General features: G+C 54.4%; 16 protein-coding genes. 7 read left to right on the top strand and 9 right to left on the bottom strand.

The features are described 5' to 3' along the window. Window positions 1–23: 23 nt before the first annotated feature. Window positions 24–1,637 carry a citramalate synthase gene (gene cimA / locus TH4_RS17285; protein WP_064782185.1) on the top strand — a complete coding sequence of 538 codons (1,614 nt, stop codon included), beginning with the start codon at window positions 24–26 and terminating at the stop codon, window positions 1,635–1,637. Between the two features lie 193 nt (window positions 1,638–1,830). Beyond that, window positions 1,831–2,613: an RNA methyltransferase gene (locus TH4_RS17280; protein ID WP_064782102.1), complete on the top strand. Its 783-nt coding sequence runs from the start codon at window positions 1,831–1,833 to the stop codon at window positions 2,611–2,613. Here TH4_RS17280 and TH4_RS17275 read toward each other — a convergent pair. Beyond that, window positions 2,610–3,491, bottom strand: coding sequence for a hypothetical protein (locus tag TH4_RS17275; protein ID WP_064782101.1), 882 nt, complete (start codon window positions 3,489–3,491; stop codon window positions 2,610–2,612). The genes TH4_RS17280 and TH4_RS17275 overlap by 4 nt on opposite strands. 106 nt (window positions 3,492–3,597) lie before the next feature. Then, complete coding sequence (locus TH4_RS17270) at window positions 3,598–3,861, bottom strand: fasciclin domain-containing protein (protein ID WP_064782100.1); 264 nt, start codon at window positions 3,859–3,861, stop codon at window positions 3,598–3,600. Window positions 3,862–4,036: 175 nt separating this feature from the next. Between TH4_RS17270 and rpsD the strand changes: the two genes are divergently transcribed. Continuing rightward, window positions 4,037–4,654 (top strand): 30S ribosomal protein S4, encoded by a 618-nt coding sequence (rpsD, locus tag TH4_RS17265; RefSeq protein ID WP_063087428.1) that lies wholly within the window; start codon window positions 4,037–4,039, stop codon window positions 4,652–4,654. Window positions 4,655–4,741: 87 nt separating this feature from the next. On the opposite strand, the gene TH4_RS17260 is transcribed toward rpsD, so the two are convergent. From TH4_RS17260 to TH4_RS17245, 4 genes are all read right to left on the bottom strand, one after another. Continuing rightward, window positions 4,742–6,952, bottom strand: a complete 2,211-nt coding sequence (locus tag TH4_RS17260; protein ID WP_064782099.1) for a mechanosensitive ion channel family protein — start codon at window positions 6,950–6,952, stop codon at window positions 4,742–4,744. A 210-nt stretch (window positions 6,953–7,162) separates the two neighbouring features. Then, window positions 7,163–7,498 carry a Grx4 family monothiol glutaredoxin gene (gene grxD, locus TH4_RS17255; RefSeq protein WP_044827586.1) on the bottom strand — a complete coding sequence of 112 codons (336 nt, stop codon included), beginning with the start codon at window positions 7,496–7,498 and terminating at the stop codon, window positions 7,163–7,165. 91 nt (window positions 7,499–7,589) lie between these two features. Next, window positions 7,590–8,498 carry an EamA family transporter RarD gene (rarD, locus tag TH4_RS17250; RefSeq protein ID WP_064782098.1) on the bottom strand — a complete coding sequence of 303 codons (909 nt, stop codon included), beginning with the start codon at window positions 8,496–8,498 and terminating at the stop codon, window positions 7,590–7,592. Between the two features lie 172 nt (window positions 8,499–8,670). Further along, a complete protein-coding gene (locus TH4_RS17245; RefSeq protein WP_008891609.1) occupies window positions 8,671–8,904 on the bottom strand; it encodes a BolA family protein in 234 nt (77 codons plus the stop codon). A 333-nt stretch (window positions 8,905–9,237) separates the two neighbouring features. On the opposite strand from TH4_RS17245, the gene TH4_RS17240 reads away from it, so the two are divergent. Together TH4_RS17240 and TH4_RS17235 are read left to right on the top strand one after the other, a co-directional pair. Beyond that, window positions 9,238–9,732 carry a glyoxalase superfamily protein gene (locus TH4_RS17240; RefSeq protein WP_064782097.1) on the top strand — a complete coding sequence of 165 codons (495 nt, stop codon included), beginning with the start codon at window positions 9,238–9,240 and terminating at the stop codon, window positions 9,730–9,732. A 71-nt stretch (window positions 9,733–9,803) separates the two neighbouring features. Beyond that, window positions 9,804–10,187 (top strand): GIY-YIG nuclease family protein, encoded by a 384-nt coding sequence (locus tag TH4_RS17235; RefSeq protein WP_083997178.1) that lies wholly within the window; start codon window positions 9,804–9,806, stop codon window positions 10,185–10,187. Here the strand turns inward: TH4_RS17235 and moaA are convergent. The 3 genes from moaA to TH4_RS20535 all read right to left on the bottom strand — a co-directional run bounded on the left by moaA (window position 10,184) and on the right by TH4_RS20535 (window position 12,558). Continuing rightward, a complete protein-coding gene (gene moaA, locus TH4_RS17230) occupies window positions 10,184–11,182 on the bottom strand; it encodes a GTP 3',8-cyclase MoaA (protein WP_063087436.1) in 999 nt (332 codons plus the stop codon). The genes TH4_RS17235 and moaA overlap by 4 nt on opposite strands. Before the next feature lie 221 nt (window positions 11,183–11,403). Next, complete coding sequence (locus tag TH4_RS17225; RefSeq protein ID WP_008891613.1) at window positions 11,404–12,216, bottom strand: hypothetical protein; 813 nt, start codon at window positions 12,214–12,216, stop codon at window positions 11,404–11,406. Between the two features lie 156 nt (window positions 12,217–12,372). Next, a complete protein-coding gene (locus TH4_RS20535; RefSeq protein WP_008891614.1) occupies window positions 12,373–12,558 on the bottom strand; it encodes a DUF3553 domain-containing protein in 186 nt (61 codons plus the stop codon). A gap of 294 nt (window positions 12,559–12,852) precedes the next feature. Between TH4_RS20535 and TH4_RS17215 the strand changes: the two genes are divergently transcribed. Then, complete coding sequence (locus TH4_RS17215) at window positions 12,853–13,458, top strand: histidine phosphotransferase family protein (protein WP_008891615.1); 606 nt, start codon at window positions 12,853–12,855, stop codon at window positions 13,456–13,458. Window positions 13,459–13,600: 142 nt separating this feature from the next. Then, window positions 13,601–14,148 (top strand): Hpt domain-containing protein (locus tag TH4_RS17210; protein WP_245227983.1); only part of this gene is annotated, 548 nt, incomplete at its 3' end.

Below are 14,148 nucleotides of genomic sequence, written 5' to 3'. Positions count from 1 at the left end.
ACGATCGATCAGTTGGAATGAAAATGTCAGACAAGCGCGTCTATCTCTATGACAGTACCTTGCGCGATGGGCAACAGACCCAGGGCGTGGATTTTTCGGCCGCGGACAAGACCGCGATTGCCAAGGCACTGGACGAACTGTCGATTGACTATATTGAAGGCGGCTGGCCGGGGGCAAACCCGACCGATGATGCATTCTTTGCCAATCCGCCCAAACTCAAGAATTCCAAACTGACCGCCTTTGGCATGACCCGACGCGCAGGTCGTTCGGCGTCGAACGATCCGGGGCTGACCAGCCTGGCGCAGAATGCACCGATTGTTTGCATGGTCGGCAAAAGCTGGGATTTTCAGGTGACCGAGGCACTCGGGATCGAGCTTGATGAAAATCTTGCGATGATTTCAGATTCAATTGCCCATCTGAAAACCAAGGTTTCCGAAGTCATGTTCGATGCCGAGCATTTCTTTGATGGTTACAAGGCAAACCGGGACTATGCCCTTGCCGCGATCAAGTCGGCCTATGAGGCCGGGGCGCGCTGGGTTGTTTTGTGTGACACCAATGGCGGCACGCTGCCTGACGAGATTTTTGACATTGTCACCGATGTCTGCCGCCAGATCCCCGGCAGCCATGTCGGTATTCATTGCCACAATGATACGGAAAATGCGGTTGCGAACTCTTTGGCCGCCGTACGTGCCGGTGCGCGGCAAGTGCAGGGGACGCTGAATGGTTTGGGTGAGCGGTGCGGCAATGCTAACCTGATTTCGATCATTCCGACGCTGATGCTGAAAATGGGTTATGACGTTGGCATTTCCCATGACCAGCTGACCCATCTGCGGCGCATTTCGCACATCCTTGATGAGCGGCTGAACCGTGAACCGCTGCGGCAGGCGGCCTATGTCGGCGACAGTGCCTTTGCCCACAAGGGCGGCTTGCATGTTTCAGCGGTTGAAAAGAACCCGACCTGCTACGAACATATCGAACCGCATCTGGTTGGCAACCAGCGCCATATCCTTGTTTCGGATCAGGCGGGGCGGTCGAACATTCTTGCCCGTTTCCGCGAGATCGGCGTTGAGGTTGATCCCAAATCCGAGGCCGTCGGCAAACTGGTTGAAACCGTCAAGCGCCGTGAGTTCGACGGTTATGCCTATGACGGGGCCGAGGCCAGCTTTGAACTGCTGGCGCGCAAGGCCATGGGCGAGCTTGATCGTTATTTCCGGGTTACGTCTTTCCGTGTGATTGACGAACGCCGCTGGGTTGATGAGCAGGACGAACAGGTCATCACCATGAGTGAGGCCACCGTCAAGGTCGTGGTCGGTGATGATCAGTTCATGTCGGTGGCCGAAGGCAACGGCCCGGTTAACGCCCTTGATGCGGCCCTTCGTAAGGTCCTTTTGACCGTGCCGGAATACCGCGATGCGGTCGAACAGATCGAACTTATCGACTATAAGGTCCGCATCATAACCCGCGGCGATGGGACGCGCGCAGTGACCCGCGTCATGATCGAAAGCCGCGACGCCGAAGGCAATAACTGGGCAACGGTGGGCGTTTCGACCAACATTATCGAGGCGTCCTATAACGCGCTTCGCGATTCCATCACCTATAAACTGTTCAAGTCGGGCGTGCGCAGCCAGCACGCCTGATGATGTGATCGGATATCCGTCAAATACATGCAGCCGGGCCATGTCAAGGTCCGGCTGTTTTCGTGACGGATAAGGAGACTTAAATCTGGAGGCTGGCGCGAACGGTTGGCTTTTGCTAAGTAAGCGCCAATATGGACGGGGACGCCCGAAAAACAGCTTCTATGCCTTCCTTTGACGACCGGAGAATACCGCGATGAGCGAGCCCATCGGCAGTGCCAAGCCTGAAACAGGCGGGATTGCCAATCCGCCCGTAATCATTCTGATTGAGCCGCAGCTTGGCGATAATATCGGCAAGGCCGCGCGCGCGATGCTCAATTGTGGTCTGGTGGATTTGCGTTTGGTGCGGCCGCGTGATGGTTGGCCAAATGAACGGGCAACCGCCAATGCATCGGGTGCCGATATCGTCATCGACAACACCAAGGTGTTTGAGCGCGAAGAAGATGCGCTGGCAGATCTGAACCGGGTTTACGTCACCACCGCCCGCACCCGTGATGCCATCAAGCCGGTCTTTACCCCCAAGGGTCTGGCACCGGAAATGCGCGCTGTGATCGGGCGTGGTGAAAAGGTCGGCGTGATGTTTGGCCCGGAACGCACCGGCGTTCGCAACGAACATATTGCCATGGGCGATGCGGTGGTGACCGTGCCGCTTAATCCCGGTTTTACGTCGCTTAACCTGGCCCAGGCGGTTCTTTTGATCGGCTATGAATGGTGGCAGGCGGGCGTTGATGTGCCTGACTATCAATTGATGATGGCCGACACCTTCCCGGCGACCAAGGATGATATGGAACGTCTTTTCCTTCATCTTGAAAGCGAACTTGATGAGTCGGGGTTCTTTCGGGTGGCGGAAAAACGCCCCGGCATGGCGCGCAATATTCGCAACATCTTTAACCGCGCCAATCTGACCCATCAGGAAGTCCAGACGCTGCGCGGGATGATCGTTGCCATGCGCGGAGGAAAGTTCAAAGCCAAGGACTAATATGGCTCAGTCTGAAAGCCAGAAAACCATTTCTCGTACTGTGCCTTGTCGGGGAATTGGTAGCTCTCAGAAATAGCACTTGCGTCGTAGGTAGTTAATTTGGGTGTGTCGTCCTTCCCAAATTTCTTCTCGTAGGCTTTTATCAAGTTGCTTAGATGTTGATGTGCTTCCTCACACAGCACATAGGAAAAATACACGCAATCATCGGTGTATAGTTCAATATTTCTTTGGAGGTCTGAAAATCTTGAGTCTTTCGGGCTGCCCGGCATCTCGATGCTGAAATAGTTCATAGGTGTCGGTCTTTCTAAATTTTCCGACCACTTATCAAAGAACTTGTTTATTTTTGAGTTTGTATCGTTAAATGCAGCTTCCGACTGTCGTGTGGCTACTGCTGAAGCCACTAGAAGGGGCGTGGCGTTAATGTTTTGAGAGATATTCGCCAGAATAGCCTCGCTCTCCAAGTTAATTCCTTGAATTGAATCCATGCTTACTTGGAAAACAGCGGGCTTAATTCCAGCGGCGACTTCGCATTGAAATCTTTGTTTTGCAAGGTAGTATCGACTTAGGGTAGGTGCGATGTTTTGTCTCTTGACGGACCAAGATTTGTTTAGGGCGTTGAAGGCGAATGACATCAGTATTTGAGTGGTTCGTATTTCGCTAAGTAGCTCTTTTTTTAGCGTGTGTCTCTCAGTCGTATCTCTTTGAAGCTTTGCGCCGAAATATGCTCCAGAAAGGCCTGATAGAAGAGTAAATATCCCAGTCAAAAATATGTCGCTTGTCAGAAGGTCTCTGAGCCAAATTGAAAATGCAGAAGATTCATTTATAGATGAGTTTAGAGCGAGCGCCAGTTTCATGAGCGCAGCTTCTACATCTGTCATTAAGTCATCCTTACCGTAGCACAAACCTCAGTACATATTAGTACAAGTTCATTAGAGTGCCAATTTCAGGGTGTTGTCTTTTGCGGGCATCCGGGTTGGGACGCAATCAGCCCGGTAAAAGAACGGTATCTACCACGTGGATCACGCCGTTGGACTGCATGACATTGGCGATGGTGATCTGTGACCACTGGCCTTTGTCATCGACGACATAAAGATCGTCACCTTTCATTTCAGCGGTGATGGTGCCACCCGATGCGGTGGTCATTTCATACATGCCACCCATCGCCTTGGTTTTTTCCACCCGATTGCCAAGTGCGGTGCAGGTGGGGTGCCATTCAAGCGGAACTCGGCAGAAATGCAGGGCTTCCATGCGGGATGGCGGGCGCGATTAATGTTTGACTCTTGATCAATCATCTCTATATTGCGCCTCACTTCCGAGAAAGTGGGTCGAAACATGTGGTTTCGTCCCCGTTCCGCATGCTCAGGTTTGGGCCGCTGGAAACTATCGGGACAATAAGTGATCTTTAAAAAAAGAGAGTTACAAAATGTCGAAACGTATTGCTGCAAAGCATAAGATTGACCGCCGCCTTGGTGTGAACCTTTGGGGCCGTGCAAAATCGCCGCTGAACAAGCGCGAATATGCACCGGGCATGCACGGCGCAACCCGCCGTAAGAAGCCGACCGACTATGGTACCCAGCTGTTTGCGAAACAGCAGCTCAAAGGCTACTACGGCTCGATCTCTGAAAAACAGTTCCTGCGCTACTACAAAGAAGCATCCCGTCGTCCGGGTGATACCTCCGAAACCCTCGTTGGTATTCTTGAGCAGCGCCTCGATGCGGTTATCTACCGCATGAAATTCGTTCCGACCGTGTTTGCTGCACGTCAGTTCGTGAACCACGGCCACATTCTTGTTAATGGCAAGAAAGTAACCATCCCGTCCTACCTGGTACAGGAAGGTGACGTTGTCGAAGTGAAACCTGCTTCGCGCGAAATCCCGATGGTTATGGAAGCTGCCAACCTGAACGAACGTGACGTTCCGGAATATCTCGACGTTGACGCGAAGGCCTTCAAAGGTACCTTCGTTCGCGTTCCGAAATTCGCAGAAATTCCGTACCCGGTTCAGATGCAGCCGAACCTGGTCATCGAATTCTACTCGCGTTAATCCTTACGGATTTCGCGACGAACCGATACGAAGACGCCCGCTGGAAACAGCGGGCGTTTTTGTTTGTCTGCGTTTTGGATAACACCCTCAGGCGGGCGGTTTGTTCAGTTGCTCGGACGCCTGTTGGGCGGCGGCGGCAACCGCTTCCTGTTTTTGTTCAGGTGTGGCATCTGGCGGCACATCGACCTTGACGTTGCGCGAGGCCATCTGGATGCCATTTTCCTTGAACATCGCCAGAACCCGCTGATAAACGGTTTTGCGGATGGTGAATTGTTCGCCGGGTTTTGAGGTGTATTTCAGCCCAATCACCATGTTGAATTCTTCCATCCGGCGCACGCCCTGGGATTTCAGCGGTTCGATGAAGCTGTCGCCAATCAGCGGATCTTCCAGAAGTTCTGCCGCCAGTTTCTTGACCAGTTTCTTGATCTTGTTGACGTCGGTTTCAAACGGCACACGGAATTCCAGTTTGACGATCACCCAATCGCGGCTGTGGTTGACGATGGATTTGATCTCGCCAAACGGGACGGTCTGAAGCGGGCCACGGTGATGGCGCAGTTGCATGGACCGGATCGAGATGTTTTCAACCCGGCCACGCAGATTGTCGACTTCGATATATTCGCCAAGCCGAAATGCATCATCAAGCAGGAAGAACACACCCGCCACCACATCGCGCACCAGCGCCTGACTGCCAAAACCAAGGGCAAGGCCGACAACACCGGCACCGGCAATCAGTGGCCCGATATCAACGCCCAATGAGGACAGGGTCACCATGGCGACCATGATGACAATCACGGTCAGCGCAAAGTTTTTCAAAAGCGGCAAAAGGGTTTCGACCCGCGAAAGCCCGGTGCCACCGCCTTCATCGCCGGCATTGCCCGTTGCTGACGCGCTCATGCGTTCATCAAGGAACGTCTTGATCAGCGACCAGATCAGATCAGCGATCAGAAGAATCATGATGATTTCGGTCGAGCTATCAATGATCCGGGCAATGATCCCGGCATCATCGGCCTGTGCTAACCGGTCAAAGCCCCAGATGCGCCAGATACTTGCCAGCACAAACACCAGTGCCAGAAGCCGCACACCGCGTTTAAGCACCTTGGTAAAAACAGGGGCCTTGGGCTTTACCGGTTCAAACACTTCGTCATGTTCATGGGCCGCCGCCTCTGCCCTGGCATTGTGTTCGGCGGCTTCCTGTTCGGCCACTTGCAGTTTCTTGCGATGCTGGCTTTCGATGATGTTGCGAAACACAACGTCAAACAAACAGGCAAGCCCGATGGCAAGCAGTGCCTTAAGGATGCGTTCGGCGCCAATGATTGCCACCCCGCCCACCAGAATGAACCAGCCACAGACAATCATCGGCCACAAACGGGCAATCGATGTTGGCAGGGCCATTTTCTCGACCTCGGCACTTGCCGCGTGGCTGGCAAAGAACCGGCCAATTGAAAGCGTGACCGCGCAGAAGGCGACAACTGAAATCACCACAGCCGCATCAAACAGGATGATATCCCCCGCAACCATGGTCGGCGCGGCACCAAACACATTGGCCAAGGCAAAGGCAAACAATGATATCCCGGCCGCCCAGGTCAGGCGTTTGGTCAGCACGGTGGCGGCCTGTGGATCGACATTGATCATGCGAAGGCCTTCGGCCTTGGGCGCAAACAGGAATTGCAGCACGATGATCAGGACACGCAGGGCAAAGAACGCCATCAGAAGTGACATCACAGCCGATTTCATGATGGGCGGCCAGTCAAACATCATAAACGCGCCAAGCGATCCGATGGCAAAGACAAGTAGCGAAAACAGCGAAAGCACACAAAGCCCGACCATGTGTTTAAGGCGTTCCGAAAACTTCCGGGGGCTTTGCGATTCAAGATAGGCACATGCCGGTGCCGAAAGACGGCGATAGATCACCTCGGCCAGGATACCGACACCAACGAAAATGACGGTAAACAGCAAAATGCGCATCAGGCCGGTCTGGCCAAAATCGGTCGACAGCAAGGCGCGTGTGGCATCGAGTTCTGCCGGAAAGGCATCAAGGCCGGACATGGTTTCGGCGATGCGGGCCTGGGTGCGGGTGACACCTTCTTCAAGGAAGCCATAATAGCTGAAGGTTTCGGCAATCACGCCGTCTTCGGGAAGTTCTGTGGCGGGTTCTGATCCGTCTTCTGATCCGCCCTCTGAGCCACTTAGGGCGGTAACGGCCGCCATCTGTGCTGCTGTGGGCGGGATGGGCAAGGCAAACCAGATTGCAAACAGCCAGATCGCAAAACATGCCATTGTTTTGATTGCCGGTTTCATGCCTGTGACTTCCCCTGTGGCGCAAATTTCAGCATGCCCTAAAGATGGGGAATAGCGATCAAACCATCAAGAAATAGTTTTATCCAGAACGGGATATGATCGCATTTGGCGAGTTTGGCGATGGTCCGGGCACAAAAAACGCGCTGGCAGAAAACCTGCGCAGCGCGTTTTTGAATGGGGTCAGGTCTTTTGCCTTGTTGACTTGTTGCCTTAGGCGGCAACGGCAACGCCCTTGTCTTTAAGGTGCTGGGACAGCTCGCCGCTGGCGGCCATTTCACGCACGATGTCGCAACCACCAAGGAACTCGCCCTTGACGTAAAGCTGCGGAATGGTCGGCCAGTTGGAGAAGTCCTTGATGCCCTGACGGATCGCCGGGTCGACCAGAACGTTGATATCCTTGAACTGAACGCCAAGCTCGGCCAGGACCTGAACAACAGCGGCAGAGAAGCCGCACTGCGGGAACATTGCGGTACCCTTCATGAACAGGACGACGTCATTGTCATTGACGTCTTTCTGGATGCGTTCGAATACCGGATTGTCGGTCATGATGATTGTCCTTGGCTTGGGGGCCCTGTTCGGGCCGCGAATTCAGGTTAAACTTTTATGGGCGAAGATATGGCTGGAACCTGCGGTTCTGTCAACTCTTGGCGCGATTTTGCCGCGCGGTACGCAGGTTATCCCAGGTGAAAATACCCAGACCGAACCACACCAGCGCATAGGTGATCATGTGGGCCTCGGTAAATATCTCGCCGAAAATCAGAACCGCGACAAAGAACTGGATGGTCGGATTGAGATATTGCATCAATCCAAGGGCCGAGAATTTCATGTTGCGCGCCGCAAAGGCAAACAACACAAGCGGCGCTGTCGTGCAAACGCCAAGCCCGATCAAAAGCGCATCTTCGACCCGCCCGATATGCCCAAAGGTCATATCACCCTGATAGGTAAGCCAGCCAAGATACCCCAAGGCAAACGGGGTCAGAAGAATACATTCAACAAAAAGACCGGCGATCGGGTCGGCCGGGACGAATTTGCGAATCACACCGTAAAAGCCAAACAAGGTCGAAAGCCCGACGGCAACCCAGGGCATATTGCCATAAAAAACCAGAAGGTTCAGAACCCCGGCCGCACAGATCAAAACGGAAATGATCTGAATGCGGTTGAGTTTTTCGGCAAAGAAAATGCGGCCGAGGATCAGCATGATCAGCGGCATGATGTAATAGCCAAGGCTTGCTTCCAGGGCATGGGCATTATTGACAGCCCAGATGTAAAGCAACCAGTTCCCCGCGACCAGAAGGCTTGAAAGAAACAAAAGCCCGACGGTGCGTGCTGACGAAATCAGCTCAAGCAGTTTTTTGCGCCGCCCCAGAACAAACACCAGCAGAAGGGTGAGAAGTGCTGACCACACAATGCGGTGCGACAGGATTTCAAGCGGAGTGGCAAAGGCGACCTGTTTGAAATACAGGCCGAAAAACCCCCAGAAGATGAAGGCGCCAAGCCCGGCGAGGGGGCCGGGGCCGATCAGTGCCGGTTTTTCTTGAGAAGACATAATTTCAAGCCGTGGTCAGTGAATGGGGCTGTGACCGGCCGCTTAAGTCTTCGGACCAGCTCAGTTCGATCTGAAAGGCAACAGGGGCCGAAGGCAAACGGCCCCTGAGTTTGGTCTGGCGAAGCGGGTCGTGGTGGCGAGGTGCTTTGCCAAAGCTTTATCTTGGGTGATCTTATTCCGGCGCAGAAGTCTGCAGGGCCAGCGCATGAAGATCGCCGCCCATTTTGCCCTTAAGGGCGGAATAGACCATCTGGTGCTGAACCACGCGGGTTTTGCCGCGGAACTGTTCGGAGACGACAATCGCTGCATAATGATCGCCATCGCCGCGCAAATCCTCGATGCGGACCTGTGCATCGGGAAGGGCTTCCTTGATCATGCTTTCGATTTCATAGGCTTCCATGGCCATGGCGCATATTCCTTATGGTTGATCGGCGCATATTCGGGACCGCCGATATGACGTGTTTTCACTGGTATATGTTGTTGTCACGGGGGCTGTCAATTTTTGAGAAAGGCGCGCCATCCGCCGATGTCAGGCGATAACCGCGCAATGTCAGGCAATGCGAAAACCTTGTTTTTGGGCCGAGATTGGGCTAACACGCTTTCTACGGGGTGCGCACCCCTGCCGTCCGCAAGGTTTATGCCTTTGGTAAAGTGCGTGGAATGAAATTTTCGGACCCGTTTCCCGATCAGGATACGGCCCGGCAATGCGGACCCCCGGCCTCCTGCGTGGAGACGATTTATGACTTCCAATACGCTCAATATCAGCCGTGCCGACATTGAAACGGACGCGACCGAGCAATTCAAGGCACAGGCAAAACGCCTGCGCAAAGCCTTGGCCGCGCGTGATGTCTCGATCTCGCATACCGGTTCGCTGGAACTGCTGGCGCAAAGCCACGGTTTTCGCGACTGGAACACCGCCGTTGCCATGGCACGGCGCAATATCCCGACCAGTGTGTCCGATCTTGGTATCGGCAAACGGTTTGCCGGCTCCTACCTTGGTCATGCCGTCACCGGCCTGATCCGAAGCGTCACGGCGACCCCGACACCGGGTGTGTTCCGGGTCGAAGTGCATCTTGATGAACCGGTCGATGTGGTGGAATCAAAACGCTTTAGCGGCTTTCGCCAACGCATCGCGTCGCGGATCAACGAACATTGCGAACCGGTGCTGACCAACGGCATGGCTGGCCCCGGTCTTTCGATTGATCTGTTGCTGCGAGAGTCCCCGGACGCGTGAGCACGTTTTTCCCAGAGATAAATGACCAAACCCTCCGGCAGCTTCCCAAAGTTGCCGGAGCTTACGTTCTGGTGATCGAACTCACCGCTGACCTGACGCTTCAAAACAAACGGTTTGCCGGGATCACCCTTGCCAAAGGAACCTACCTTTATTGCGGTTCCGCCAACGGCCCCGGCGGCATTGCTGCAAGGGTCAAACGCCACTGCAAGGCGACCAAGAAACCCCATTGGCATGTCGATGAACTGACCTCAAACGGCGCCGGGCGGGTTGTTTCGGTGCTGGTGGTGCCAGGTGGGAATGAGTGTGAATTGCTTGCTGGGTTACTGGACCAAAGCACACCCGTTCCAGTGCCGGGATTTGGCAGCAGCGATTGCACCAAATGCGCGTCACATCTGATCAGTACAGGCGTTGGGAATTGTTTGATGCTTCTGCGAAGTCTTGCCGGGGCTGCTTAGCCGCCAGTCATGCTCATATGTCGACCGACAGCCGGTTTCTGGCCTTTGCGATCAATCACAAAATCATGGCCCTTGGGTTTGAGGTCCATGGCGGCATCGAGCATCTGATCCAGCGCACGTGGGTCGCCGGTGCGAAGGGCCGCGCGCAGATCAACGTGATCTTCCTGACCAAGGCACATGTAAAGCGTGCCGGTGCAGGTGACACGCACGCGGTTGCAGCCTTCGCAGAAATTATGGGTCAGCGGTGTGATAAAGCCGAGACGTCCGCCGGTTTCAGCCACCGTGGTATAGCGGGCCGGGCCGGGGGTGACATATTCGGACGGGATCAGGGTGTATTCCTGCTCCAGCCGTTCACGCACCGCAGTCAGCGGCAGGTATTGGTCGGTGCGATCACCATCAATGTCGCCGAGCGGCATGGTTTCGATCAGGCAAAGATCAAAGCCCTCCTTACCGCACCAGGCGACAAGGCGTGACATTTCGTCTTCGTTGAAATTGCGAAGCGCCACCGTGTTGATCTTGATCGAAATGCCAGCCTGTTTGGCGGCTTCAAGCCCGGCCAGGACCTGTTCCAGGCGGCCGCGACGGGTGATTTCGGTGAATTTCTGAGAATCCAGACTATCAAGCGAGATGTTAAGGCGCTTCACACCCAGGCGCGCCAGATCATCGGCATAGGTGGCAAGCTGGCTGCCATTGGTGGTCATGGTCAACTCGTCCAGCGCGCCGGTTTTAAGATGGCGCGACAGATTGGCGATCAGATCCATGATGCCCCGGCGGACCAGCGGTTCGCCGCCGGTCAGGCGCAGTTTGCGCACACCGCGCGTGATGAAAGCCGTGCAAAGCTGATCGAGTTCTTCAAGCGAAAGAACATCGGATTTGGGCAGGAAGGTCATGTTTTCCGCCATGCAATAGGTGCAGCGGAAATCGCAGCGATCGGTTACCGAAACGCGCAGGTAAGAGACATGTCTGCCATATTTGTCGATCAGCGGTTTGGTCATGGTGGCGTTTCAACGGTGTTTTTGAGTTTGCGGGCTTTTTGCAATCGTTGTGAGGCGACTGTGGCACAGCAGACGGGGTTTTGACCAGTCTGTTTCGATCTGTGGTGTTCACCTTTCCGTCAGGTGAAAACGATATGAGCCACGATCCGATAATGATCGCAGCTCATATATTCGTTCGTTAAAGGGTAACCGTCAGGTAACGGGTGCCCGCAGGTCGGCTATCACTTTGATAATTTGGCGACGTCGGCATCAATGCATTTGACCACTTCGCGCAGGGTGGCGACGTTTTCGCGGCCCATCCGCGCGACCAGTTCGGCGGAATGTTCCGGCACGGCGAGCGTCTTGCGCACATCGGCAAACAGCGCATCAAGCAGTCGGATGCAGTGGGTTTCGGTGAACTCCCAACGTTCTTCGCCATGGACCATGTTGTCATTGACGAGCTGGATCAGCCATTTCTTGCGGTGTTCATAGTTGCTGAAATGCAGCGCCATGCGGGCAAACACCAGATTGATCCGTGATCGGACTTCCGGGGTTTTGGCCAGATGATCCCAGTATTCGGAAGGATTGCGCAACTCGTCATCATCATTGGCGTGGGCTTCGATGATTTCGTGAATTTCACGATCGATTTCCTGAAGCATGTCCATGCCGACCATCATGCGGATGACCTTGAAGAAAGGCTGCAGGATGGTGCGTGACAGAGCACCATGTTCGATGTCGCCGGCAGCATTGCCTTCAAGCAGATGATCAAAGCGCGAGACCAGCAGACGCCCGAACGGATCGTGGCGCAGGGCTGCATGTTCGCGGGTCTTGATCGCTTCGAGGTCACTTTCAAGGATCGCCCATGCATTGTCGAACAAATCTTCGTTGTCGCGCAGGCTGTTGAGCGATTTAAGGATCTGTTCTTCGGTAACGGAACCGCCATGGTTGCGGGCAACATGCACAAGACCCTGGGCAAATTGTTCCAGCACGGTAAAGGCCGCTACGTGGTGGCGCTGTTTAAAGCTGTCACGTGGTGGTTTATTGGCTGCGATCATGGGCTTCGAAACCTTCTTAAGACTGTTGTGCTCGTGTCAGGTTCATCTATCGAGTGTATGATAGAGTCCATCTTTTATGGTGAATTGATTAACAATTCGATCCGAGCAATCCATGTGCCAAGCGTCGCCTTCAAGGACCGGTTGCAGGAAGGGCGCTTATTCGTAGCCCGCCGCGGCTTCGACAATTTCCAGAACGACATAGCGCTGGCGGATGATCTGGCGACCGGCCTCTTCGAAATTGACAGCGATTCGATCTCCGTCAACGGCCTGAATGCGGCCCAGTCCCCAGTCCGGTTGATTGGGATGACGCACGATGGCGCCTGGCGTCAGCAAGAAATCCATTGGGTGCTCTGTATCCTGTGTTGCTGGTTTCAATATAGGTCGTTTGCCGAGGTCGCGCAATTTGCGGCTGCGTGTTGCGGACCCGATATCGGGGCCGATATCGCAAAGCGGCAAAATTTGCCGGGTCGGAAAAGCCTGATTTTCGAGCGTGCTAAATAAGCTCTTAATATATCGGCGGCAATCTTGTGGCTTCTGCGAGTGACCTGTTCGGTCAGAACGGACCATTCGGGAAGCGCATCGTGTCTTGGGGCATGATGTTGTGACGATACGCAAAGACCTTGGAGAGCCCGCGCTATGGAAGAGGATGCCACCCTTGAACTGACCTTGATCGAACTGATCAGTTCGCGGATCTGTCATGATCTTGTCGGTCCGGTCGGGGCGGTCAATGCCGGGGCAGAACTGATGGGGGAAGACGGGGTTAGCGACGATGAGGCGCTGGCACTCATGCGCAAAAGCGGTCTTGAGGCCGCGCGCCGTTTGCAACTGTTCCGGTTGGCCTTCGGGCGTGCGGGCAGCAGTGCCGATACCGCCGCGATGCGTGAAGCGGCAAAACAGACTTATGCGGCCGAAGGAAAGGTCACACTTGATTGGCCGGATCTTCCGATTGATCCATCTCACGGGCGAATCGTATTGAACATGGTTATGCTTGCCCGTGAAGCTTTGCCGTTCGGTGGAACGCTTTCGGTTATGCGCGACTCCGGTAAAGTAACGGTTCTGGGCGAAGGCAAACGCGCTGCCTTGCGCCCTGAAATCATGAATGTATTGGAAAAAGAAGTTTCTACTGATGCACTCGATCCGCGCAATGTTCAGGCGTTTTTCTTGCGGAAACTGGCTAAACTCGGGGGTGGAGTGCTTTCGGTCTTGCAACAGGACGGAAATATTGCATTGATCTATGGATAAAAATTTGACCGGCAGGTCTGGTAATGGCGTGCAATAGCTTCTACCTAAGATACCGAAGTATAGTACGTTTGCGCCATTTGGCGCTTTAATGGGAGTTCCAGTTCCGACAAGCTATTGATTGTTGGAGATTTGGAGGGGGTATATGGACGATCTTTTAAGTGAATTTCTGACCGAGACTTCTGAAAGCCTGTCGACGCTTGACGTCGAACTGGTGAAGCTGGAACAGAACCCGAATGATCCGGACATCTTGTCCAATATTTTCCGCTTGGTTCACACCATTAAAGGCACATGCGGCTTCCTTGGCCTGCCGCGCCTTGAGGCTGTAGCCCACGCTGGCGAGAACGTGCTCGGTAAAATCCGTGACGGCGAACTGGTGGTGACACCTGATGCCGTGACGCTTGTTCTTGAGTCGATTGATACCATTAAGTATCTGCTGGGCGAGCTCGAACAGAACGAAGCCGAGCCGGACGGAAATGATGCTGACCTGATTGGTCGTCTGAACCACTTTGCCGATACCGGTCAAATTCCGGGTGGTGCGCCGGCTGCTGCAGCAGCCCCGGCAGCAGAGGAAGCCGACGAAGAAGTTCCGATGACGGATGACGAAAAACTGCAGGCTGCTTTTGACGCCGCAGAATACGATCCCGATTTTGAAGTTCCTGACGAACCGGCGGCCGCCGCTGAGCCGGAGCC

The sequence above is a fragment of the Thalassospira tepidiphila MCCC 1A03514 genome, assembly GCF_001662875.1.
Taxonomy (GTDB): domain Bacteria; phylum Pseudomonadota; class Alphaproteobacteria; order Rhodospirillales; family Thalassospiraceae; genus Thalassospira; species Thalassospira tepidiphila.
This window is presented reverse-complemented; position numbering and strand designations above follow the sequence as displayed.